At 40.1% G+C, this 25,222-nt stretch carries 21 protein-coding genes, 1 tRNA gene and 1 pseudogene; 16 read left to right on the forward strand and 7 right to left on the reverse strand.

Features of this window, described 5'->3' with window-relative positions; all coding sequences use genetic code 11:
• From AN394_RS22355 to AN394_RS18480, 4 genes and pseudogenes are all read right to left on the reverse strand, one after another.
• Positions 1-340, reverse strand: a pseudogene (locus AN394_RS22355) (hypothetical protein); the annotation flags it as partial.
• A gap of 258 nt (positions 341-598) precedes the next feature.
• Entirely contained in the window at positions 599-2,314 is a 1,716-nt protein-coding gene (locus tag AN394_RS18470; protein WP_055022226.1) for an AMP-binding protein, read from the reverse strand.
• Between the two features lie 234 nt (positions 2,315-2,548).
• Complete coding sequence (locus AN394_RS18475; protein ID WP_054561405.1) at positions 2,549-3,001, reverse strand: DUF3010 family protein; 453 nt, start codon at positions 2,999-3,001, stop codon at positions 2,549-2,551.
• Positions 3,002-3,065: 64 nt separating this feature from the next.
• Positions 3,066-4,079, reverse strand: coding sequence for an endonuclease/exonuclease/phosphatase family protein (locus AN394_RS18480; RefSeq protein ID WP_055022227.1), 1,014 nt, complete (start codon positions 4,077-4,079; stop codon positions 3,066-3,068).
• Between the two features lie 248 nt (positions 4,080-4,327).
• On the opposite strand from AN394_RS18480, the gene thrS reads away from it, so the two are divergent.
• The 10 genes from thrS to AN394_RS18530 all read left to right on the forward strand — a co-directional run bounded on the left by thrS (position 4,328) and on the right by AN394_RS18530 (position 14,636).
• Positions 4,328-6,238, forward strand: coding sequence for a threonine--tRNA ligase (gene thrS, locus AN394_RS18485; protein ID WP_054561407.1), 1,911 nt, complete (start codon positions 4,328-4,330; stop codon positions 6,236-6,238).
• A 57-nt stretch (positions 6,239-6,295) separates the two neighbouring features.
• Positions 6,296-6,859: a translation initiation factor IF-3 gene (gene infC / locus AN394_RS18490; protein ID WP_082401559.1), complete on the forward strand. Its 564-nt coding sequence runs from the start codon at positions 6,296-6,298 to the stop codon at positions 6,857-6,859.
• A gap of 208 nt (positions 6,860-7,067) precedes the next feature.
• Positions 7,068-7,268: a 50S ribosomal protein L35 gene (gene rpmI / locus AN394_RS18495; RefSeq protein WP_054554888.1), complete on the forward strand. Its 201-nt coding sequence runs from the start codon at positions 7,068-7,070 to the stop codon at positions 7,266-7,268.
• 15 nt (positions 7,269-7,283) lie between these two features.
• Positions 7,284-7,643, forward strand: coding sequence for a 50S ribosomal protein L20 (rplT, locus tag AN394_RS18500; protein ID WP_036968189.1), 360 nt, complete (start codon positions 7,284-7,286; stop codon positions 7,641-7,643).
• Between the two features lie 199 nt (positions 7,644-7,842).
• A complete protein-coding gene (locus AN394_RS18505) occupies positions 7,843-9,639 on the forward strand; it encodes a M14 family metallopeptidase (protein ID WP_055022228.1) in 1,797 nt (598 codons plus the stop codon).
• 1 nt (position 9,640) lies between these two features.
• Positions 9,641-10,282, forward strand: a complete 642-nt coding sequence (locus AN394_RS18510; RefSeq protein ID WP_055022229.1) for an MBL fold metallo-hydrolase — start codon at positions 9,641-9,643, stop codon at positions 10,280-10,282.
• Positions 10,283-10,427: 145 nt separating this feature from the next.
• Entirely contained in the window at positions 10,428-10,886 is a 459-nt protein-coding gene (locus AN394_RS18515) for an Lrp/AsnC family transcriptional regulator (RefSeq protein ID WP_036968198.1), read from the forward strand.
• A 143-nt stretch (positions 10,887-11,029) separates the two neighbouring features.
• Positions 11,030-12,586 (forward strand): SulP family inorganic anion transporter, encoded by a 1,557-nt coding sequence (locus tag AN394_RS18520; protein ID WP_055022230.1) that lies wholly within the window; start codon positions 11,030-11,032, stop codon positions 12,584-12,586.
• Positions 12,587-12,741: 155 nt separating this feature from the next.
• Positions 12,742-13,815 (forward strand): sensor histidine kinase, encoded by a 1,074-nt coding sequence (locus AN394_RS18525; protein ID WP_055022231.1) that lies wholly within the window; start codon positions 12,742-12,744, stop codon positions 13,813-13,815.
• A complete protein-coding gene (locus AN394_RS18530) occupies positions 13,812-14,636 on the forward strand; it encodes a LytTR family DNA-binding domain-containing protein (protein ID WP_054554883.1) in 825 nt (274 codons plus the stop codon). Before AN394_RS18525 ends, AN394_RS18530 begins: the two co-directional genes overlap by 4 nt.
• Before the next feature lie 82 nt (positions 14,637-14,718).
• Here AN394_RS18530 and pyk read toward each other — a convergent pair whose 3' ends face one another.
• Positions 14,719-16,152, reverse strand: coding sequence for a pyruvate kinase (gene pyk, locus AN394_RS18535; RefSeq protein WP_054561412.1), 1,434 nt, complete (start codon positions 16,150-16,152; stop codon positions 14,719-14,721).
• Between the two features lie 423 nt (positions 16,153-16,575).
• On the opposite strand from pyk, the gene gndA reads away from it, so the two are divergent.
• On the forward strand, positions 16,576-17,949 hold the full coding sequence (gndA, locus tag AN394_RS18540; RefSeq protein ID WP_055022232.1) for an NADP-dependent phosphogluconate dehydrogenase: 1,374 nt from the start codon (positions 16,576-16,578) through the stop codon (positions 17,947-17,949).
• 55 nt (positions 17,950-18,004) lie between these two features.
• Here gndA and ansA read toward each other — a convergent pair whose 3' ends face one another.
• Both ansA and sppA read right to left on the reverse strand, forming a co-directional pair.
• A complete protein-coding gene (ansA, locus tag AN394_RS18545) occupies positions 18,005-19,015 on the reverse strand; it encodes an asparaginase (protein WP_054561413.1) in 1,011 nt (336 codons plus the stop codon).
• Between the two features lie 59 nt (positions 19,016-19,074).
• Positions 19,075-20,940, reverse strand: a complete 1,866-nt coding sequence (sppA, locus tag AN394_RS18550; protein WP_054561414.1) for a signal peptide peptidase SppA — start codon at positions 20,938-20,940, stop codon at positions 19,075-19,077.
• A gap of 199 nt (positions 20,941-21,139) precedes the next feature.
• Here sppA and AN394_RS18555 point away from each other — a divergent pair, with 199 nt between their 5' ends.
• The 5 genes from AN394_RS18555 to AN394_RS18575 all read left to right on the forward strand — a co-directional run bounded on the left by AN394_RS18555 (position 21,140) and on the right by AN394_RS18575 (position 25,222).
• Positions 21,140-23,101, forward strand: a complete 1,962-nt coding sequence (locus tag AN394_RS18555) for an FAD-dependent oxidoreductase (RefSeq protein WP_054561415.1) — start codon at positions 21,140-21,142, stop codon at positions 23,099-23,101.
• Between the two features lie 61 nt (positions 23,102-23,162).
• Positions 23,163-23,873: a DoxX family protein gene (locus AN394_RS18560; protein WP_054561995.1), complete on the forward strand. Its 711-nt coding sequence runs from the start codon at positions 23,163-23,165 to the stop codon at positions 23,871-23,873.
• 63 nt (positions 23,874-23,936) lie between these two features.
• Entirely contained in the window at positions 23,937-24,485 is a 549-nt protein-coding gene (locus tag AN394_RS18565) for an NAD(P)H nitroreductase (protein ID WP_054561416.1), read from the forward strand.
• Positions 24,486-24,683: 198 nt separating this feature from the next.
• Positions 24,684-25,061, forward strand: a complete 378-nt coding sequence (locus AN394_RS18570; RefSeq protein WP_054561417.1) for a hypothetical protein — start codon at positions 24,684-24,686, stop codon at positions 25,059-25,061.
• Between the two features lie 73 nt (positions 25,062-25,134).
• A tRNA-Ser gene (locus AN394_RS18575) sits at positions 25,135-25,222 on the forward strand.

The following is a 25,222-nucleotide window of genomic DNA, read 5'->3' on the forward strand; positions in this document are numbered from 1 at the left end:
GCAATTCGCCATTTAAGAATCGTTGGCAAAGGAATGTACTTTTGAATAATTTGTGCCATCTAATAAGAATCGCTTTATTATTTAGACGCCTAGCTTTTGCTATATCAATGTGAAGAACCAGATGAGTGTGATTACTCATTACAGCGTAGGCGCAAATATCAATACAAAATATTCGCCCGAGTTGAAGTAGTTTCTTTTCAACCCAATCGCGCCGGTGTTCATACGAACGACCCGTTAGTGGATCTTTTCCGCACAAATAAGCGCGACGAACGCAGCGTGAAATACAATGGTAATAAGGCGTGTTTGAAACGCTAATCAAGTTTTTACGTGGGGTTGCCATGCTCTTCTCCTCCATGAGTTGAACAATTTAAGTTTAGTCATAATTTTGAGAAGTGAGAAATATTAATTTGGGTGTCTTCTTAAATTTATTCTTTAGATATGAAGCTCGGTTAACTCCTTAAATAAATATGGGCGTCTTAATTTAATATTTAATATGGGTGTCTTAATATCTTTTCATAATTTGGGTGTCTTAATAAATTAAAAAGCTCAGCGGTGCTGAGCTTAGTTGAAATTTGGGTGTATTTTTGCACGTAAATGGTTACGAGAAGGCTTTTTCGCTTAGGAGTTCTTGCATTTGTTCGCGCATTTTAAATTTTTGAAGTTTGCCTGTTACTGTCATTGGGTATTCTTCAACAAAGCGGATGTGCTTTGGTACTTTGAAGTAGGCTAGTTTATCTTTTAAGAAATCACGAATGGCATTTTCATCAAGCACTGCATCATCTTTTGGTTGGATCCAGGCACATACTTCTTCGCCGTATTTTTCATCACTAATACCAAATATGGCTGCATCTTGAATACCAGGGTAGGTGTAGAGAACTTCTTCTATTTCTCTTGGGTAGATGTTTTCACCACCACGGATGATCATGTCTTTTATTCGACCAACGATAGCAACAAAGCCATCTTCGTCCATCACACCTAAGTCACCAGAGTGTAACCAACCGTCTTGATCAATTGCTGCTTTCGTTTTCTCTTCATCATTCCAATAGCAGCGCATAATTCCAGCACCACGACTACATACTTCACCCGGTATGCCAACTTTTTGAATATCACCCAGCTCGTCGATAATCTTCACTTCAGTATGGGCTAATGCACGGCCCACTGTGGTAACTTGTTTTTCGAGTGGTGAGTCGGTTTCGGTCACGTTATTTATCGGGCTACATTCTGTTTGGCCATAACCAATTACAACTTCTTTCATATGCATTAATGAGTGAACTTTACGCATAACTTGCTCAGGGCAGGTTGAGCCGGCCATTACGCCTGTTCGTAGGCTAGATAAGTCATAGTTTGCAAAATCTTTAAGCTCTAACTCGGCGATAAACATAGTTGGAACACCATGTAGGCCTGTACAGCGTTCCTTTTCAACAACTTCTAGGGTTGTTTTAGGGTCGAATGAATCACCCGGAAAAACTGCGGTGGCGCCTTTACTTATACATACTAAATTGCCAAGCACCATACCAAAGCAGTGATATAGCGGTACAGGAATACAGAGTTTATCCTCATGTGTCAGCTTCATCGCTTGTGCCATCAAAAATCCGTTATTGAGGATGTTTTTATGCGATAAGGTCGCTCCTTTTGGATTACCCGTAGTACCAGAAGTAAATTGAATATTGATATCTTGGTCACAATGTAAAGTAGCAGCAATTGCATCAAGTTCGAGTTTATGGGCATCTGTAGCGCGCTGCATGATATCGCTAAAGCTAAACATGCCAGCAGCAGGCTCAGCTCCAATACGAATTATATTTTTTAGGTGTGGCAGGGCGTTTAAATTTAATTTACCTGCTTGTGAATCTTTTAGTTCCGGTGCGAGCTCATTGAGCATGCTTATATAATTACTGGCTTTAAATTCACTCGCTGTTATAAGTGTTGAACACTCAACACTATTGAGTGCGTATTTTAATTCGCTTGGTCGATATGCAGGGTTAATGCATACCATGATTGCACCAATTTTAGCTGTAGCAAATTGAGTTAAACACCATTCGATATTATTGGGTGACCAAATACCAACCCGATCGCCAGGTTTTACGCCAAGTGATAATAACCCCATTGCTAACTGGTTAATCTGCTGCTGGTATTGTCTATAGGTTAATCGGATCTGTTGATGATGAACCACAATTGCGGGGTGATCAGGGTGATTGTCGACAATATCGTCAAGATACTGTCCAATTGTTTGTTCTATCAATGGAATGTCTGTACGGCCTTTATAATAGCTTTGAGTGAGTGGAAGCGCATTGATGTGTGTGTTCTTTGTCTGCATTGTATTCTCCGTGTCCGGTTAATTTGTTGTCATGGACTTGATGCAAAAGAATTGAAACTATCATTTAAGATGATTTCAAAACATGCGTACCTGATTAACTAAACATAGATTGTCGACAAAGAAAAGCTTTATAAGACTAATGTACAGAGTGTAATTTTAATAAAACAGAATAAAGAGTGGTTTTTGGGGTGTAAAAAAACGTGCCGTAGCACGTTTTTTGGTAATAAGTATCTACTAAGCTTTTGGCTCATCTTGCTTATAAGTTTTACGCATAATGTACACGTAAGCACTAATGAATGCGTTTTCTTGGAATTTTTTCAGGCCTGTGTCTTCAAAATCAATAGGCACTGGGTTGCGCTTAAGCTGCTCTTTGATTTCAGTTGCAGATAAAACTTGCACATCTAAGCGCTCTATTAACTGAATAGCCGTTTCCATTTTGAAACCTTTCGCACTACCAGCGAATTTACCTTTTGCTTGGCGCTCTTTGATTGCTACAGAGTCAATTTGGTAATCTTCCATTAACTTTTTGAAATCAAATTGGAATTTACGCATTACTTCTGTGTCATTACCGTTACCTAAGGTAAAACGTGTTTGTCTGACATCACGGATATCAAATACGTCATTGTCTTTGGTTAAAATACACAGTAGTACGTCGCTACCTGTAATTTCTACACCGCATGTTCTCATGGTCATTCTCTAAATAACTTAATTTGCGCAATTATAGCAAGTAACGTTATGAAAAACAGTTGCTTTAAAAATGAATTTTTATAGCGATAACACTATGGTCACTTACACTAATGTCTTCGGTCAGTTGTGTAGGGGAAATATGCTTGTCATAACTTTCATAGTCGAGCGCTTTCACCTTTGAAACTTGGCAATCGGGATTAAAATGTGCAGAGGCAAGAATATAATCTAGTACATTACCTTTACCTTGGTAATAATGGCTAAAGGGTTTGTTTTTCTTATCATAAAACGAGCGGCTAAACTCATAGCTGTCGGTTAGGCCAACAACGGGTTCGTTATGTTCTATGCAGGGTTCACAACGTGTAGGATGAAACCCTTGTGTCATAAACGATAAAGTAGGGCTAGTAAGTACATCGTTAAAGTCACCCATAACGAGCGTTGCACATTGCTTTTCGCGTTGGGTTTTTAGCGCATCATAATAAACAATAGATGCTTCCAATGAACGCGATATTTGAGACTGCATGGTACCCACAGTTTGGTGTAACAACTGCAGCAACGGATCTTCAAGGTTATGAATATTAAGAATATGCGCCATTGATTGCACACGTTGTGACTTAAAGTGAACAACATAAAAGCAGACTTCACCAAAATCAGGTAAATCAATCATACATTTTATCGGGGTGCGGTTAAATTTGAACTCATTTTGATTGTTTAAGTACTCAAGTAATTCAGGGCATGGTGTCAATGCATCGGCTGATTTAAACGGGTATTTACTGGCAATGGCAACCACAGGATTGAATAACACTTGCGGATAAAGGCTATCATGGGACGGGCTATCGACCGTTTTAAAATAATCATATCCCGCTTCTTTGCATTGCACTTCTAGAGCATGCTGACTAAACACTTCTTGAAACGCCACCACATCAGGGTTTGCTTCATTTAAGAAATTAGCTACAAACGATTGTTTTTGCTGCCATTGCGTATTGTTATAGCGTTCATGTAATTGGTAAAACGAATAGGGTGGCGCGGTATAATTTAATAAGTTAAACGTTGCAAATTTGAACGTACGCGTGTTTGGCATCTTCATCACCCTAAAAGTACTGACTCACTAAGTATGAAATGACTTAACTAATTGTCAATTTACTCTTCTAACTACTTGTATTTAAGAACGTGAGCGGCGACAATGGTCGCTTGTATTTGCGAAGACTCAGTAAATACAAGCTTAAATAGCAATGCTTATTCGTAAAAGCGTTGCAGAGTTACATAAAATTTTTTAAAAATATTACATGTGATGCATTGTAGGCATCACCACTGTATTAAGGATTTATAATGCCAGTTATTACCCTCCCTGACGGCAGTCAGCGTAGTTTTGAAAACCCAGTAAGCACATATGACGTAGCAAGCGATATCGGTCCAGGTCTTGCCAAAGCAACAATTGCAGGCCGTGTTAATGGTACCCGTGTTGATGCATGTGATTTAATCACCGAAGATGCGCGTTTAGAAATTATCACAGCAAAAGATGATGATGGTTTAGAGATTATCCGTCACTCATGTGCGCACCTTATTGGTCATGCGGTTAAGCAGCTTTTCCCTGAAGCAAAAATGGCAATCGGTCCGACCATCGATAACGGATTCTATTACGATATCGATATGGAACACTCTTTAAGCCAAGATGATTTAGATGCTATCGAAAAGCGTATGCTTGAGCTTGCTAAAACAAACTACGACGTTGTTAAAAAGACCGTAAGCTGGCAAGAAGCACGCGATACTTTTGAAGCGCGTGGTGAAACCTATAAAATGGAAATTCTAGACGAGAACATCGCGAAAGATGATCGTCCAGGCTTATACCATCACGAAGAATACATCGACATGTGTCGTGGTCCACACGTTCCAAACATGAAATTCTGTCAACATTTCAAAATCATGAAAGTGGCAGGTGCTTATTGGCGCGGTGATTCTGAAAACAAGATGCTGCAACGTATCTACGGCACTGCATGGGCAGATAAAAAGCAACTTAAAGCGTATTTAAAACGTTTAGAAGAAGCTGAAAAACGTGATCACCGTCGTATTGGTAAAGCGCTTGATTTATGGCACTGGCAAGAAGAAGCACCAGGCATGGTGTTTTGGCACAACGATGGTTGGAGCATTTACCGTGAACTAGAAGACTTCGTTCGTGAAAAACTACGTGAGTACGATTACGAAGAAGTTAAAGGCCCATTAATGATGGACCGTGGTTTATGGGAAAAATCAGGTCACTGGGACAAATACGCAGATGCGATGTTCACAACTGAATCTGAAAAGCGTGAATACGCAATCAAACCAATGAACTGCCCGGGTCACGTACAAATCTTTAACCAAGGTTTAAAATCATACCGTGATCTTCCATTACGTATGGCAGAATTTGGTTGTTGTCACCGTAACGAACCATCAGGTGCATTACACGGCTTAATGCGTGTACGTGGCTTTACTCAAGATGATGCGCATATCTTCTGTACTGAAGAGCAAATCATGGATGAAGTGTCTGCATGTATCAAAATGGTTTACGACACATACGAAACGTTTGGCTTTGAGAAGATCGTTGTAAAACTATCTACTCGTCCAGAAAAACGTATCGGTGAAGACGAAATGTGGGATAAAGCTGAGCTTGCACTAGCTGATGCATTAAAAGCAAACGACATTGAGTTTGATTACCTACCAGGTGAAGGTGCATTCTACGGTCCTAAGATTGAGTTTACACTTTATGATTGTTTAGACCGTGCATGGCAATGTGGTACTGTACAGCTAGACTTTGCATTACCAGGTCGTTTAGGTGCAACTTATGTTGCTGAAAATAACGAACGTCGTACACCAGTTATGATCCACCGCGCAATTTTAGGTTCAATTGAGCGTTTCATCGGTATTTTAACTGAAGAATACGCTGGCTTGTTCCCAACGTGGCTTGCTCCTAAGCAAGTTGTGATCATGAACATCACGGACAAACAAGCAGATTATGTGCAAGAAATTGTACAAAAATTAAATAAACTTGGAATTAGAGCCGCTGCTGACTTGAGAAATGAGAAGATTGGCTTTAAAATCCGTGAACATACGTTAAAACGTATTCCATATTTACTTGTTGTTGGCGATAAAGAAGTTGAACAACAAGAAGTGGCAGTACGCACTCGCACAGGTGAAGACCTAGGCAAATTTAGTGTTGATGATTTCGTTGCTAAAGTAAGCGAAGAAATTAAAAATCGACAATAAATCATGAGCGTGTAGGGCAAAACAAACAGCCAACTACACGCTTTTTATTTTATATTCTTGGAGGATCGTACCATTAGAGGCGGCAAGAAAGGGCAACAAACAGCTCAAAAAAATCGTATCAACGAAGATATTACAGCTAAAGAAGTTCGTTTAATTGGCATCGACGGCGAGCAAGCTGGCATCGTGTCATTAAAAGAGGCGCAAGCTATCGCTGATGATGCGGGTGTAGATCTTGTAGAAATCAGTCCTAATGCTGAGCCACCTGTTTGTAAGGTTATGGACTACGGTAAGTTCATCTTTGAAAAAAGCAAAGAACTAAAAGAACAAAAGAAAAAGCAAAAGCAAATCCAGGTTAAAGAAATCAAATTCCGTCCAGGTACGGATGAAGGTGACTACCAGGTTAAGCTACGCAACTTACGCAAGTTCTTAGAAGCGGGTGATAAAGCTAAAATCACTATCCGTTTCCGTGGTCGTGAAATGGCTCACCAAGAAATTGGTATCGAATTATTAAACCGTGTTAAAACTGATTTGGAAGATGTTTCACAAGTTGAATCATTCCCAAATCGTGTTGAAGGTCGCCAGATGGTTATGATGATGGCACCTATTGCTAAAAAGCAATAAACAGGGTATATTACGCACCGATTTTATTTCAGGTCTGCAAGTAACAGTTTACTGTTCACCTGAAATAACCGGTTATAAGTAAGGTTGCACTGCTTTTGTAGTGAGCCTTCACCGGATTATGGCAGTAAGTTAGGCCTTAAAAGTAGAGCTATTTTTATATCTCTCGCCTGCTTGCTAATTTTTAAGCAATACATTTGGAGTTATTGCAATGGCTTACAAGCTAAAAACTCACAGAGGCGCGGCTAAGCGTTTCAAGAAAACTGCTTCTGGCGGTTTCAAGCGTAAACAAGCGCATCTTCGTCACATTCTGACTAAGAAAACTTCTAAGCGTAAATTACACTTACGTCCTAAGATGATGGTTCATAAGAATGACCATGGTCTAGTTTCACGTATGTTACCATTCGCTTAATAGGAGTCTTCAGAAATGGCAAGAGTTAAACGCGGTGTTATCGCACGTGCACGTCACAAAAAAGTTTTAAAGCAAGCTAAAGGTTACTACGGAGCACGTTCACGTGTTTACCGCGTAGCTTTCCAGGCAGTTACTAAAGCGGGTCAATACGCTTACCGTGACCGTCGTGCTAAGAAACGTACTTTCCGTCAACTTTGGATTGCACGTATCAATGCAGCAGCTCGTCAAAACGGTCTTTCATACAGCCGTTTTATCAATGGTCTTAAAAAGACTTCTGTAGAAATCGATCGTAAGATCCTTGCAGATATCGCTGTTTATGACCAAGTTGCATTCGCAGCGCTTGTTGCAAAAGCAAAAGAAGGCCTAGCGGCTTAATTTCGCTTTTCATAAAGTTTAAAAAGGAGCCTAGTGCTCCTTTTTTTGATCTTAATTAATATTCATAACTAACAACGATTTTGCATAGCGTATGTCGTTTGCTCCATTTTTTTGTTGAATCACCGCAGTTTACGCAATCCATTCAGATTAGTTGTTATAATTTCCCCAATATAGAATAAGTACCGCACTTGAGAGTGATATGTTTGCGAGTTTAGTGTTTTTATCTGCTGCAGTAACTTTAGACAGCCACTTACCCCCATTATTGCCATGGCAAGGCGATAGTGTGTCTTTAATGCAAGAAAAAGGACCTTTAACCACAGATTTCGAATTAAGCGAAGGCACTTTATCGCCTGATTATGCAGACACTATGGCGTTCGTAGAACGCCTTGTTGCCGCAAACCCAACACAATTCAAAGTAACGACTATTGCGACAAGCAGTGCAGGTCGTGCGGTTAAGATGTTAGTGGCGAATGAGCAAGGTTTGTTTGATGCCAAACAACTTGTTGCTGATACAAAACCAACCATCTTTATTCAAGCAGGCATTCACAGTGGTGAAATTGATGGCAAAGACGCCATGTTTATGTTGCTACGCGACATTGCAACAGGTAAACGCCGCGATATTCTTAGCAAAGTAAATATTCTGTTTATTCCTATTTTAAACGTTGATGGTCACGAGCGCAAAAGCCAATACAACCGTATTAATCAGCGTGGCCCAGTAGAAATGGGCTTTCGAACGAATGGTCTAAATTTAAATTTAAATCGTGATTACACTAAGCTAGATACACCCGAAGTACGAGGTGTAATGCAGGTTATTAATCAATTTAAGCCAGATTTATACGTGGATGTCCATGTAACAGATGGCGCTGATTACCAATATGATGTTACCTACGGCTATAATCCGGTTTTTTCTAGTGAATCACCAAGTGTGTCACAAGCGTTAGATAATCTGTTTAAACCTGTTATTGATGCCAAACTCGAAAAAGCAGGGCATATTCCTGGTCCACTGGTTTTTGTAATGGACAAGCGCGAATTTAAAAAAGGTTTAGCTGGTTGGGTGGCAACACCACGTTTTTCAAATGGTTGGGGTGATTTACGTTCATTACCAACAATATTAGTTGAGAACCACTCTTTAAAACCTTATAAGCAGCGCGTATTAGGTACTTATGTATTTATTGATGGTGCCATTGACGCTTTAGCTGCAAATGATAAAGCCCTTAATGAAGCGGTTCAAAAAGAGCTCGATTTCAAACCTACGCAATTAGTTGTTGAACGTGGTTATGCAAAAGAGCCAGATACTATTGAATTTAAAGGTATCGCTTATTCAAGAACTGAAAGTGCATTGTCAGGGCAAGCTGAAGTTAAATATTTAGGTGAAGTTAAAAACTATGACGCTTTGCCTATTTACTGGCAGAAAGAGGTTAAAAAGACCGTTAACGTTCCTGCAGCGTTTTATATTCCACCAGCGTACAGCCAATTGGTAAGTAAGCTTAAATTACACGGCGTAGAGGTAACGACAGTGAATGGTTTTGCTTCTGAGCCATTAACGCAAGCAAGCGTTGCTGATTACTCATTTGCAAAAGCACCTTTTGAAGGACGTTTTCGTGTAGAGGCGACATTTGATTACAACACCGTAGAAAATGTCGATATGACCGGCTGGTACAAAGTCTCAACTGAGCAGCCATACTCAGAACTGGCTACACACTTACTACACCCAGAAGCGCCAGATTCATTCTTTGCTTGGGGCGAGTTTAATACTATTTTTCAGCGCACTGAATACGTTGAGAATTACGCTTTAATGCCTTATGCACGACAAATGCTTAAAGAAAAACCTGCATTGGCTTTAGAGTTCGATAAAAAAATTCGTGAAGATAAAAACTTTGCAAAAGATGCTGATGCGCGCTTGCATTGGCTCTATGAGCGTACACCGTTTTATGATCAAGGCTATTTAAAATACCCAATTTTAATGGCGTTTGAGCAGTTACAAAAAGGACAATAACATGAAAGTGAAAGCTGTTCCTGTTACTGGCTTTGCGCAAAATTGCCGCATTATTATTTGTGAGCAAACGAATAAAGCGGCATTGGTTGACCCTGGTGGCGATGCAGATAAACTTCAAACAGAACTTGCTGCTTTAAATTGCCAATTAGAGGTAATTTATTTAACACATGGCCACTTAGACCATGTGGGCGCAGCAAAGCAACTCGCAGAGCATTTTAGCGTTGATATCATTGGCCCACATTTAGATGATAAATTTTGGTTTGATGCCTTGCCAATGCAAGCGCAAATGTTTGGTTTTTCACCAATTACACCATTTTATCCAACAAAGTGGCTAAATCATGGCGATACAATCACAGTGGGTGAACTTGAATTATCTGTACGCCATTGCCCAGGGCATACTCCTGGTCATGTTGTTTTTTACCACCAAGGTTCAGAACAGGTGATAGTGGGTGACGTGATTTTTCAAGGCTCTGTTGGTCGTACTGACTTTCCAAAAGGGGATAGTGCGCAATTACTCGAATCAATTAAGTCTGAGATTTTATCATTCTCTGATGAAGTTGCTATTTTGCCAGGCCACGGTCCGAATACCACCGTAGGGCATGAGCGAAAAACAAATCCATTTATTAGCGGACGTTTTGGTTAATGCCAACGCGTAACATCAGTTAAGTAGTTTGTAAGTGGAACGGTATAAAATTGCAATTTTTTTGCATAAATAGTAGAAAATAGGCAGACTGATTTTTAAATCAGTTATATAATTTAACCAGTATTTTTACAGAAAAAGAAATAAAATGTCTCTGAACCAAGTAGATCGCCAAATTTTGGCATTATTACAGCAGGATGCTAGCTTATCTACGGCAGAAATTGCCGATAAAGTTGGTTTATCTCAATCTCCATGTTGGCGTCGTATTGCTAAGCTTGAGCAAGATGGCTATATCAAAGGTAAAGTTGCTTTGCTTGATGAGAAAAAGCTTGGCTTTGATATGTTGGTCTATGCCCATGTTCGTCTTTCTAACCACGGTAGAACGAACCTAGCTGAGTTTGAGCGTTTAATTATGAGCTATGATGAAGTAACCGAGTGTTACAGCATGGCGGGTACCATGGACTTCATGCTTCGAATTATTTCTAAAGGTATTGAAGGTTATGAGCAGTTTGTTCGTGATAACCTACTAAACCTTGAGTTTGTTCAAGAAGTTCACTCAAACGTGACCATGACATGCGTTAAGCGTAGTACGTCTTTACCTCTTTAATCTTTTTCTACTACGTTTTATTTTTTCGAAAACGGTTAGTGCTTTAGGTACTAGCCGTTTTGTTGTTAATAATTGTTAACTTTTGCGGATTTTGCTAAAATTCTGCGCCTTGCCGAAATGCATTCACTATAAAGAGGATCTTAATGTTTAACTTACTCAGCAAAGCGCCAAGCTCTGCTAAAAACGATATTCTATCAGGCTTGACCGTTGCGTTGGCATTGGTACCAGAAGCGGTTGCGTTTGCTTTTGTTGCTAATGTTGAGCCTTTGGTTGGTTTATATGCCGCATTTATTGTTGGCTTAATTACGGCTATTTTTGGTGGTCGTCCAGGTATGATTTCTGGTGCTACCGGTGCACTAGCCGTTGTAATGGTAAGTTTAGTTTTAGATCATGGTGTAGAGTATTTATTTGCTACCGTGTTATTGATGGGGATACTGCAGGTACTCGCAGGTATCTTCAAGCTCGGCAAGTTTATTCGCATGGTTCCGCACCCAGTAATGCTGGGCTTTGTAAATGGTCTTGCGATTGTTATTTTCTTAGCTCAACTGGGTCAATTTAAAGTACCAGACGGTATGGGCGGTCAACAGTGGATGGAAGGGCAAGCACTTTATATTATGCTTGGCTTAGTAGCGTTAACTATGGCTATTATTCATTTCTTACCTAAGCTAACCACTGCAGTACCTTCATCGTTAGCTGCCATTGTAACTGTAACAGCGATTGTGATTGGTTTTGATTTAGAAGCGCGCACTGTACTTGATTTCTTAAAAGGAATGACAGGCAATGAGCAAGCAACCATTGCCGGTGGCTTGCCTGAGTTCCATATTCCTATGGTGCCATTTAATCTTGAAACATTAAAAATTATCTTCCCTTATGCCTTAGTTTTAGCGGCGATTGGTTTAATTGAATCGTTATTAACACTGACCCTAATTGACGAAATTACTGAAACCCGTGGTCACAGTAATAAAGAGTGTATTGGTCAAGGCGCTGCAAATATTACCTGTGGTTTCTTTGGTGCAATGGGTGGTTGTGCGATGATTGGTCAATCAATGATCAATATTAACTCGGGCGGTCGCTCACGATTATCTGGTATTAGTGCAGCAATAATACTGCTAGCATTCATTATTTTTGCAGCCAGCCTCATTGAGATGATCCCATTAGCTGCCTTAGTTGGCGTTATGTTCATGGTTGTACTTGGTACCTTCGAGTGGGCAAGCTTCAAGATGATGAAGCGTGTACCTAAGTCTGATGCTTTTGTTATTGTGCTTGTTTCAGGTGTAACCGTAGCAACAGACCTTGCGATCGCGGTATGTGTGGGTGTGATTGTTTCGGCTTTAGTTTTTGCTTGGCAGCATGCGAAACACATTTACACAAGCAATTACATCGATGAGCAAGGCTCTAAAGTGTATGAGCTTCATGGTCCTTTATTCTTTGGTTCGGTTAAGAACTTTGCCGAGTTATTTGATGTTAAAAATGACCCAGAAGACGTGATCATTGAATTCAAACATAGCCGTGTTGCTGATCACAGTGCGATTGAAGCGATTGACAGTCTTGCAGACAAATACGCAAAAGTGGGTAAGAAACTGCATTTACGTCATTTAAGCCCTGATTGTATTCAACTATTACACAATGCGCGTGATTTAGTTGAAGTGAATGTGATTGAAGATCCAAATTATAAAGTGGCTTCAGATAAACTAGCTTAAAAATAAAGCAGAGAAAAAGCGAAGGCTGTTGTGGCCTTCGCTTTTTTAATGTCTGAAGAATGCGGTAAGGCTATAAAAAATTAAGATAGGCGGCAGTGCTTTGCTCTCGTGACTATCGGTATAATAAAAATAATTATGAAAGGTAATCTGATATTTTGAATTGGCAATCATTAGTTGATAATCGACAACGCTTTTTCTGGGTTTTGCAAATTGCAGGCTGGATAGGTTATGCGTTAGTTAATTATATCGGCTCAAAAGTCTTTGAAATGCGTGATATTTACGTATTTGTTATTGTATTAAACGCTTATGCAGGCTGTTTAATGACAGTACCTTTACGTTATATGTATCGTAAAGTTTGGAATGCCTCACCTTGGGTATTAATGCTTGTCGTTTTTGGTGCTTCCTATGTCACAGGCACATTATGGGCCGTTGTACAAAAATTCAATTTATGGGAAATCTACCGTCACGGTTACCGACCAAATGAATGGTTTTATTACTTTCAACAAGGGTTAGATTCGGTTTACATCATTCTTTGTTGGAGTGGTCTGTATTTTGGTATTAAGTATTACCAGCTATTACAAAGTGAGCGTCAAAAGGCCCTAAAAGCAACCACTATGGCTCACGAAGCTCAGCTGAAAATGCTGCGCTATCAACTTAATCCGCACTTTTTATTTAATACCTTAAATGCAATATCAACCTTAATTTTGGTAAAAGAGAACAAAGATGCAAATTTAATGGTGTCAAAATTGAGTGACTTCTTACGATACACACTCAATACCGACCCAATAAAAAAGGTGCCATTAGAGCAAGAAATTCATGCCCTCATGCTGTACTTAGAAATTGAAAAAGTACGCTTTGATGAACGTTTACAAGTTAATGTAGATGTAAGCGAGCAGGCAAAAGAAGCCTTGGTACCAAGCTTGATCCTCCAACCGATTATCGAAAACTCGATAAAGTATGCGATAGCGCAACTAAATGAAGGTGGTGTGATTGATATTAAAGCACAAGTTTTTGCAAATGAACTATTATTGGAAGTAGGCGATAATGGTCCTGGCACTGAGCTTAAAAATGGCCAACTGGTTAATTCTCAAGGCGTTGGCATAGCTAATACACAGGACCGCTTAAAAACACTTTATGAGAACAACTACTCGTTTGTTCTCTCTGACAATACGCCAAGTGGATTAAAAGTTAATCTGCGCGTTCCGTTTGAAAGGGCTGTTAAGAAATGAGCAAAATTAGAACTTTGATCGTTGATGATGAACCGCTAGCAAGAAAAGGCTTAGCAGTTCGACTTTCTGAGTTTGACGATTTAGAAGTCATTCGTTTATGTAGCAATGGTCAAGAGGCAATTGATGAATGCTTATCAGGCAATATTCAATTGGTTTTCTTAGATATTCAAATGCCAAATATGAACGGTTTTGAAGTTGCAAGAGCACTTAGTGAGAGCGTAAATCCATTACCCGCTATTGTGTTTGTAACGGCTTTTGACCAGTTTGCAGTTAAAGCATTCGAGATTCATGCGTTGGATTATATTCTTAAACCAGTCGATGACAACAGACTAAAACAGGCGGTAGAAAAAGTGCATACCTATTTAAAAACGCAACAAGATAACGCCCATAAGAAAAAACTAGCGAGCTTTGTTGCAGGTATTACAGGCAATAATTGCGAAGAAATTTTAAAGAAGTTAGCAACGGGCGATAGTCTTGCTGACCGTCGTTATCCAGAATCATTAGCTGTAAAAGAGCAGGGCGAGATTGTTCGTGTGCCTGTTATTACAATTCAATGGGTTGATGCGGCTGGTGATTATATGTGCCTTCATTGCCAAGATGGGCAAACGCATATCCTTCGTAAAACAATGAAAGAGCTTGAACAAGAGCTTGATCCACAACTATTTGTGCGAGTTCATCGCAGTGCCATTGTGAATACTAAGCAAATTAGCAAACTTGTAACTCAAGTAAGCGGTGAGTATCTTTTAGTGCTTGATAACGGCCAAGAGCTAAAAGTAAGCCGTAGCTATCGCGATAAAGTGAAAGCAGCGCTCGCGAGCTAATAGCTATTCAAAATTTAATCAGTTAAAAACAAAAAAGGCGCAATTATTAATTGCGCCTTTTTTATTGAAAATTTGTGACAGATTAAACAGTTACAATCTTCATTGTGTTTGTTGCACCAATCGTTTCCATTGCATCACCGTGAGTTAAAATCACAGTATCACCAGCTACTAGTGAGCCTTGCTCAACAAGTGTGTTTAATGCATCACGTACCATGCTTTCATCTTCACACTTCGTTGAATCGAAAAATACAGGATAAACACCACGGTAAAGTGCTGTTTGGCCCAGTGTGCTTGGATGACGTGATAATGAATAAATTGGTAAACCAGAGCTGATGCGCGACATCAATTTAGCTGTACTACCTGATTCAGTCAGAGTCACAATAGCTTTAACAGAATCTAAGTGGTTAGCTGCATACATCGCAGATAATGCAATTGATTCAGCATTTGATGAAAAACGGCTGTCTAAACGATGCTTAGAAACGTGCGTTTCTTTTTGTGATTCAGCACCTAAACAAACGCGAGCCATAGTCGCTACTGTTTCTTCAGGGTAGTCACCAGCGGCTGTTTCAGCAGATAACATAACTGCATCAGTACCATCTAATACGGCGTTTGCTACGTCCATAACCTCTGCACGTGTTGGCATAGGGTTATCGATCATTGATTCCATCATTTGTGTTGCAGTAACAACTGTACGGTTAAGTGAACGAGCACGGCTAATGATAAGCTTTTGCTTACCAACTAGGGCTGCATCACCAATTTCAACACCTAAGTCACCACGAGCAACCATTACAGCGTCAGAAGCAAGTACGATATCGTCAATTGCTTCAACGTTTTCAACGGCTTCTGCACGTTCGATTTTCGCTAATAGTTGTGCGTTTGAGCCAGCGGCTTCTGCTAAAGAGCGAACATAACGCATGTCATCACCACTGCGTGGGAATGAAACAGCAATATAATCAACGCCAATCTCAGTGGCAGTAATTAAATCTTCTTTATCTTTATCAGTGAAAGCAGGGGCTGTTAAACCACCACCTAAACGGTTAATACCTTTATTGTTCGAAAGCACACCACCAACAGTAACAGTCGTGTGCACTAGGTCACCGTCAACGCTATCTACTGTTAATTGAATTAATCCGTCGTTTAATAACAGTAAGTCGCCTGTTTTAACGTCGTTAGGTAGCTCTTTATAGTCGATACCTACCGCATTAACGTCGCCTTGGCCTTTTTCCATTTTTGCGTCAAGGGTAAATTTTGCGCCAACTTCTAGGTTTACTTTACCGTCTTTAAACGTTGATACACGAATTTTAGGACCTTGTAAGTCTGCAAGGATAGCAACGTGTTTGCCTAAACGCTTAGCAATGCTGCGTACCGCTTCTGCGCGGTCTTTGTGATCTTGTGCTACGCCATGTGAGAAGTTCAAACGAACCACATTTGCACCTGCACGAATAATTTTTTCTAGGTTGTTATCGCGATCGGTTGCCGGTCCAAGGGTCGCAACAATTTTTGTGCGTCTTAGCATCAAATTCTCCTGTGCGCTCAAATATATTAAGCGAATTGATGGTTATCTATTAAAATGTCGTGCTATAAACCTTTAATATAGGCTTATACATAAGCACAATGTAGAACTCATAAGTAAAAAATGATTGTTTTTACTTATGAGAATCTGGCTCTTTGTATTAATTATAGAGTATACAAAGGGTGAATGACGTTATTATGACACCGGTGTCAGGTAGCGTCAATACACATACCTTTTTAAAGGGTATTATAAAAATCTGGTCCGATGCCTTGGTTATTTTGATATACTGAGGGCAACGTCGCTTCATGATTTCGATGATTTATCTCAAGTTGGCTGTCAAGCTCGCATTTTTGGGCTGCTTGGGTATAATGCGCGCGTAATTATTTTGATTAACTAACCAATAGTTGTTACCGAGGAGGACACTAAATGCAAGTTGCATTAGTAGGGTTAGGCGTTATGGGTAAAAATCTTGCCCTCAACCTGATTGAAAAAGGGCTGACATTAGTAGCTTATGATAAAAACCCAGATGCGGGTGCCGAGTTACTAAGCTGTGCGAAAGCACTAGGTTTGGCAGACCGTTTACATATTGTGTCTGATTTAAATGATATGGTTAGACGCTTAGAGCCGCCTCGTTCGATTCTTCTTTTAGTTCCTGCTGGTGAATTGGTTGATAAAGTATGTACAGAGCTTGCAGAAGCAGGTGTTGACTGTGATGACATTATCGTAGATTGCGGCAACAGTAACTACAAAGATGGCATTAGCCGTAAACTTAAATATCAAAACAAATTTGAATTTGCCACTATGGGGATTTCTGGCGGTGCAGAAGGTGCACGTCACGGTCCTGCAATGATGGCAAGTGGTTCAGAAGGCGGCTGGGAGCGTGTTGAGCCGTGGTTTGAAAAAGTAGCGGCAAGCTACAAAGGTGAGTCGTGTTTTGCTCGTGTAGGCCAATCTGCAAGTGGTCACTTTGTGAAAATGGTTCATAACGGTATCGAATATGCGTTAATGCAATTAATTGCAGAAATGTATCAATTATTACGTTTAGGTACTAATCGTTCACCAAAAGAAGTGGCTGACATTTTCAATGAATGGTCTGAAGGCACTTTAAATAGCTACTTACTGTCAATTTCAAGCCATATCTTAAGCCTTGAAACGACAGAAGGTGAGCCACTAGTTGATTTAATCGACAATAAAGTTGGCGCGAAAGGCACGGGTTTATGGACTGCACAAAATGCCCTAGAGCTTGGTATTGCAGTGCCATCACTAGTTGCAGCTGTTCAAGCACGTCACTTAACAAATACGTGTGATACGCATGCTGCTAAAGAAATGACTTACGCTGCTAAAGCAACTGATACCGTTGATTTAGACTTAGCAGAGCTAAAAGACGCATTCACATTGGCAAGTTTACTTGCTTACCGCCAAGGTTTAGCGCTTATCAAAGGTGCGTCTCGTGCGCATCAGTGGAAAGTAGATCTTTCTAAAACGCTACAAACGTGGCGCGCAGGTTGTATCATCCGTGCTGATTACTTAGACAATGTAGCTGAAGGTGTAGAATTTATTGATTCTATGCAGCGTGAATCAGCAGCATTACGTAAAGTAACGGGTGCAGCAGTTTCATCTGGTCTTGCATTCCCTGTGTTAACAGCAACGCAAACTTACATTGCGACGTTAACAACACCAAGTAATGGTCATCTAGTTCAAGCACAACGTGACTACTTCGGTGAACATGGTATTAAAACTCACAGTGGTGAGATTTGCCATTTAACAGACTTAGTTGAGATTGACGAAAAAGTTCGTTAATTATCAAAAAGCATAATAAAGGCACCAATTGGTGCCTTTTTTTGTATTTGCAGTATTAACGACTTAGCTCACCGCGCAGGTTGTCTTGCATCAAGTGACGAATTGTTTCTACTTCAAGCTTTTGACTAAATAAGTAGTGTAACTTGGTCAAACACGCTTCTAATGTCATATCGTAGCCACTGATCACACCACAATTTAATAAGGCATTACCGGTTGCATAACCGCCCATATTAACTTGGCCTTTTAAGCACTGCGTTAGATTAACAATCACCATACCGCGTTTACTTGCATCATTAAGAATATCTAAGAACGCCGGATCTTGTGGGGCATTACCCACGCCAAAACTTAATAACACAAGTGCTTTGATGTCATCATTAACTAAACTTTTAACCACTTTTGGGCTGATCCCAGGATAGAGATAAAGCACACCAATTGGCTGTGGCGTGATATTTGACACCTGTAGTTCGTTATCAACATAAGGGCTAAGTTGCCCTTTGATCAGTTGAATATTAATTCCTGAAAGTGCTAATGGTTCAAGGTTCGGTGATGCAAAGGCATCAAAGCCATCAGCATGGGCTTTTGTTGCACGGTTACCACGGAATAATTGGTTATTAAAAAACAGGCTTACTTCAGCAATTGGGTAATTAGCGGCTAAATACATGGCATTAAGTAAGTTTACTTGGCCATCAGAACGAAGTTGCGACAATGGAATTTGTGAGCCTGTCACAATTACAGGTTTTGTGAGGTTTTCGAACATGAAAGACAAAGCAGAAGCTGTGTAGGCCATGGTATCGGTACCATGCAGAACCACAAAGCCATCATAGTCTTGGTATTTACTCTTAATATCGTCAGCAATTAATTGCCAGTGGGCAGGGGACATATCTGAAGAATCAATGAGCGGGCAATATTCGTGAATATCAAACAAAGGCATTTCATCACGATTAAACTCTGCATTATTGACCACTGTTTCGGTTAAAAAACCTTCCGCTGGAACATAGCCACGGCTCGATTTTTTCATACCGATAGTACCACCCGTATAGGCGATATATATACGTTTACGTTTCATAAAAAAAGCCCAGTTAAATAACTGGGCTTAGTATACCTAAAATCGCTTAGCTAAGTAACTTATTGAATTACATTACACACTAAACAACGAGCGTAAACGCCTTGTGGATCGTTGTAATCTTTTAGGTTATCAATTTCACTACTTAACTGATTAATTAGGCTTTGTAAGTTGGCTTGTGTTGCTAGTACTGATTGTGATGAATCAGACTTAGCAAAGAAGCTCTTAACAGCCGCGGTGCCAAAGATATCTTGCAGCATTTGCTCTTGTGGTGTGAGCGACTGCTTGATGGTTTTGACATCATAATGATTAAGCTTAGCAAGCTCAGCTGCCGCCTTAATTGCATCTTGCTTATCACCAAGTTTATCAACTAAACCCAGTTCTTTTGCTTGAGTTGCAATCCATACACGGCCTTGGGCAATTTTATCAACTTGCTCAGGGGTCATGTTACGCGCTTCAGCCACTACATTTAAAAAACGTTTGTATGCATTTTCAACGCTCATTTGAATGATATCTGACATTTTCTCGTCAAGTGGGCGTGCAATAGAGAAGCCAGCAAGGTCTGTTGTAGCAACGCCATCTGAGTATATACCTAATTCAGCCATAGTATTTTCAAACGTCATGAAAGTACCGAATACACCGATTGAACCTGTAATTGTGCTAGGGGCTGCCCAAATTTCATTGGCTGCAGATGCAATCCAGTAACCACCTGATGCTGCCACTGAGCTCATTGAAGCGATAACCGGTTTACCCGCTGCTTTAAGAGCTAATACTTCAGCACGGATAACTTCAGAAGCAAACATACTACCACCACCTGAATCGATGCGTAGTACAACGGCTTTCACTTTGTCATCAAGACGCGCTTTGCGAAGTAGGGCTGCTGTAGAGTCACCACCAATTTCACCTGCTTTACGCTCGCCATCAACAATGGTTCCTTTCGCAACAACCACAGCTACTTTTTCAGTGATTGGGTTATCGAACTCAACAGGCGGTTTTACCAGCGATAAATACTCACGGAAGCTTACTTGCTTAAAGGTTTTGCCTGTTTCTTCTGCACCAACTAACTCAATAAGCTGTTGGCGAATTTGTTGTGAGGTTTTTAAAGAATCAACCCACTGATTATTTAGAGCGTATTGGCCCGAGTTACCGTCTACTGCTTGCATTTTTGCAAGGTAAACATCCATATCTTCATCGAAATTACTTTCATCGAATGGACGGCTCGCAGCAACGTCAGTTTTATACTCGTTCCAAAGTGCAGTTAACCAAACGCTATTCGCTTCTTTTGCCGCATCTGACATGTCATTACGAATAAAAGGCTCAACCGCTGACTTATAAGTACCAACACGGAAAATATGTTGAGTTACTTTTAATTTTTCAAGCGCATCTTTGAAGTAAAGCGGGAACATACCGTAGCCTTCAATGCTCACACCACCATAAGGGTGCATAGACACTTCATTAGCGTGGGCTGCAATATAGTATTGAGCTTGTGTATAGTAATAGCCCGTTGCAATAACTTGCTTGCCTGCTTCTTTAAACGCATCAATTGCTTTAGTTATTTGTTTTAGCTTATTGATGTGTGCACTTGGCATTTTTTGTAGATCAAGAAGCATCACACTGATGCGATCATCTTTAGTTGCTTGGTTGATCACTTCAACAACATCATCAAGTAGAATTTCTGATGGTGCTTCTTTACCCATAGTTGCATCGTTGATTGCTGCTTCTACAGGATCAACATACGTTTTTTCTTCAACAATAGGGCCATTTAAGTTTAGGCGTAGCACGGTTCCGTCTGCTACTTTTACTTGGTCTTCTTCACCTGTGATGGCAACAAAGAAGAGTATTACTAGTAATAGAAATAATATGTTTAGGACCAAACGGCGGGAGAAATTAATCCCGGTCCAAATGCCTTTAAATATCTTTGCTAGCAAAATAAATCCTTAATTCAGTACAGCTTAGTAGTGATCTCATCTTAGCTTAGAATAACTTTAAAATTAACTGTTAAATAGTAACAGAGTGTTTAAAACGACAATTTGCTACATATAAATTACCAGTGAAAAGTTGATTATTCTAAGTTATTGCCGCAGAATCTATTTCAAATAGAGGTTCGACCAGTTAACGGGGCACACAATGTTAGAACAAAAATTACAATTACCGCATACCGAACTTCGTAATCGTTTGGTTATGGGCTCAATGCATACCGGCTTAGAAGAAGGCTGGCATAACCGTAAACGCTTACGTGCATTCTACGAAGCACGTGCCAAAGGCGGCACGGGTTTAATCATTACAGGTGGTTATAGCCCAAATATTCGTGGCAAGCTATCTCCGTTCGCATCAACATTTAACTCATTTTATGATGTGATCAAACACAAAGCATATACTGATGCAGTGCATCAGCATGGCGGAAAAATTTGCTTACAATTATTGCATGCAGGTCGCTATGCTTATCATCCATTCAATCAAGCGCCAAGCTCAATTCAGGCACCTATTAATCCGTATAAACCTAAAGAAATGTCGTTAGGTTCAATTAAAAAAACCATCAAAGACTTTGCTAACTCAGCAAAATTGGCTGAAAAAGCAGGTTATGACGGTGTTGAAATCATGGGTTCTGAAGGTTATTTGATTAATGAATTCATGGCTAACCACACTAATAAAAGAACAGACAACTATGGCGGTAGTTTAGAAAACCGCATGCGCTTGGCTGTTGAAATTGTTAAAGCTGTACGCGCTAAAGTAAGTCAAAAGTTCATTATTGTATTTCGTTTGTCTGTGATGGATTTAATTCCTAATGGATCAACACCTGATGAAGTAAAACAACAAGCATTGGCACTTGAACAAGCTGGCGTTGATATTTTTAACACGGGTATTGGTTGGCACGAAGCTCGTGTACCAACCATTGCCAGTATGGTACCAGCAGGTGCATTTAAAGAAGCATCAAAACGCTTAAAAGAAACGGTATCAGTGCCAGTGATCGCGGTTAACCGTATTAACACTCCTGAAATTGCCAATGGAATTTTAGAAGCAGGCGAGTCTGATTTAATTTCGATGGCACGTCCTTTATTAGCAGACCCAGAGTTTTTCAATAAATACGTTAATAATAAGTCTGAGCAAATCAATATTTGTATTGGTTGTAATCAGGGCTGCTTAGACCATGTGTTTAAAAATAAACGTGCAACCTGTTTGGTTAACCCGCAAGCGGCTTTTGAGTTAGATTACAGCCTTGAAAAAGCACCATCTTCTCGATTAGTCCTGGTTGTGGGTGCTGGCCCTGCTGGCCTTGCTGCAAGTTGTTACTTAGCATCGAAAGGCCACAAAGTGACTTTAATTGAACGTAAAGAACAAATGGGTGGCCAATTTAATTTAGCCATGCAAGTGCCGGGTAAAGAAGACTTTAACCATACCCTTAACTACTTTACTAATGAATTAAAACGTTTAAATGTCGATTTACAGCTCGGTACTGAATTTACTGACAATATGCTCAATCAATACGATGATGTGGTGTTTGCAACAGGCGTACGTCCGCGCGAAGCCAAAATAGAATGCAGTGATGGCAAACGCGTATTCGCTTACGATGAAGTAATTCGTGGTGAAGTAGAACTAGGGGATAAAATTGCGATTCTAGGTGCCGGTGGTATCGGTTTTGATATGGTTGCCTTTTTAAGTGAACACAAAGGCCAAACAATTGAGCAATTCAAAACTCAATGGGGTATTGAATGTGAAGCTGCGCCTGAAAAAGACAATCGTCAAATTTACATGCTTAAGCGAAGTGCAGGGCGCTTTGGTAGTGAACTGGGTAAAACAACGGGTTGGATCCACCGTCAAGTTGCTAAACAACACGGTGTTAAACAAATCGCTGAGTGTCAGTATCTAAGCTTTGATAAGCAAGGTTTGAAGATAACGGTAAAAGGTGAAGAGCAAATCCTCGATGTTGATACTGTGATTGCCTGTATTGGTCAGGTGTCAAATACTGAAACGTTCGATAATCAAACCGAAAACGCTAAAGTACACGTTATTGGTGGCGCAAAACTAGCTGCTGCTATTGATGCAAAACGTGCGATTTTTGAAGCGCTACAAGTTGCTCGTAAAATTTAATTGAAAGTAAACTAGAAAACGTGCGGTCTGTGTGATTAATCTATTTAGTCACGAGACCGCTATGTTGAACACACACCTAATACCCCTTTACCATCGCATTTTAAATAAACTGCAGTTTTTAGATGGGCTCCCCAGCCTGTTAATTCGCTTGATCTTAGCCCCAGTGATGATCATCGCCGGCTTTAATAAACTAGCTTTAAGCGGTGATGTAACTCATTTTTATCAATACTTTTTAGCATCAGATGATATTGTTGCTTGGTTCGGAAATAGTGAATGGGGTTTAGGCCTACCTATGCCCTCTCTACTGGCCTTTTTAGCTGCATGGACTGAGTTTTTAGGGGGGATCTTTATATTATTGGGTTTATTTACTCGTTTAACAGCAATCCCTTTAATGATCACCATGCTGGTTGCAGCGACGACAGTACATGCCAGTAATGGCTGGTTTGCTGTAACACCTACCGATGCCAGTACCAGCCCTGCGAGAGTGCTGAATTGGCTAGCAATACCAGGAAGTGAAGCCAGTTTAGTTAATTCCAATGAAGCCAGTGAAAGATTAACCAAAATGCGCGAGTTACTAGAAACGCATGGTTATACAGAGTACCTCTATGCGAAAGGGAAACCTGTGATCTTAAATAATGGTATTGAGTTTTCCGCAATATACTTTGTTATGCTTTTAAGTTTATTTTTTGCAGGTGGCGGTCGTTACGTCAGTTTAGATTATTGGTTAACTAGAAAAGCATCGAATAGCTTTATTGCTAATAAAGATAAATGATAAGCTTGGGTTTTCTGCCCCGATTATTAAGGGGCATCGTACTTAAGCATTTACGGAATATTCATGGACGCTTTGACGCTATTACAAACTCGACAATCAGATCCTCGCCTTATCGCACCAGGACCAACTGCAGAACAACTTGAAATTATTAAGCGAGCGGCCATTAAAGTGCCTGATCATGGCTGTATTGCTCCTTGGCGATTTATTCTCGTTGAAGGCAATGCACGTAATAAATTAGGCGATATCTACCATCAAGCCGCAGTCGCTGAAAATCAAGATGAAAGAACCATTGAGCGTGCTAAAGATCTACCTCTACGCTCTCCTATGATGATCATTGCCATTGCTGATGTAACTGAAAACCCAAAAGTGCCACGTATTGAACAAGTACAAAGTGCAGGCTGCGCTGTACTTGCAATGCAACAAGCGGCATTTGCGCAAGGTTTAGGGGGCATTTGGCGCACAGGTTATTTTGCACAGAGCCCTGCTGTTAAAGCGGCATTAGGTTGTAAAGAACAAGATGAGATTGTTGGCTATTTATATCTAGGTACACCAGAAGTAGACATTAAAAAACCAATAAGACACAAGCCAGAGACGTTTTTTGAGAATTTATAAATATTAGGAACTTTTTTGCAGTTAAGCAGTCAGACACTATTAAGCTTATATATGTTAGTTTTTTAGATTTAGCTTAGCTGTAAGAAGCGCACGGATGCAAAAAACGAAATAATTCTTCTTCAGTGTGTTTTTTAATCGGTTATTTTTTGTTAACGTATGGATAGTCTTAAAAAAATAACGATAAAGAAGACGAGAACGATGGGAAACTTATTTTTACGTGAAAAAGAAAATTGGTTCGCTTGGTCAATTTGGGGCTTAGTTGGTGCCGTGGTCACTTTTTTTGTTGCCATGTCTACGAAACAACCTCATTACCTTGGCTTGTCTGCTGTAGTGGTATTACTCCTACTGACTTGGTGGATGCAAAGCACTAAACGTTTCGATTTCGGCCGCGCTTTTAAAATTTGTTGCTACGTTTTAACGATCACCTGCTTACCAGCTTTTGCATTAGTCATTATACCTAGCTATAACCTCAATAAAATTGACGTAATAGTGCAGGGTTCAGGCTTTGCAATTGTTAGTTTAATTGTTTGTTTAGTTTGCTCTTTAATCGCAAAGCGCCCTAAGCAGTACTATTAAAATTACTTTTTTAAAGTTTTTTACATTTATGGCTTTACAACGAACGCAGTAAACACTATTATTCGCGCCGTACGGAGAGATGGCAGAGTGGTCGAATGCACCGGTCTTGAAAACCGGCAGGGGTTTGTAGCCCCTCTAGGGTTCAAATCCCTATCTCTCCA

Origin of the sequence: Pseudoalteromonas sp. P1-26, assembly GCF_001401795.1 — a bacterium.
Lineage (GTDB): Bacteria > Pseudomonadota > Gammaproteobacteria > Enterobacterales > Alteromonadaceae > Pseudoalteromonas.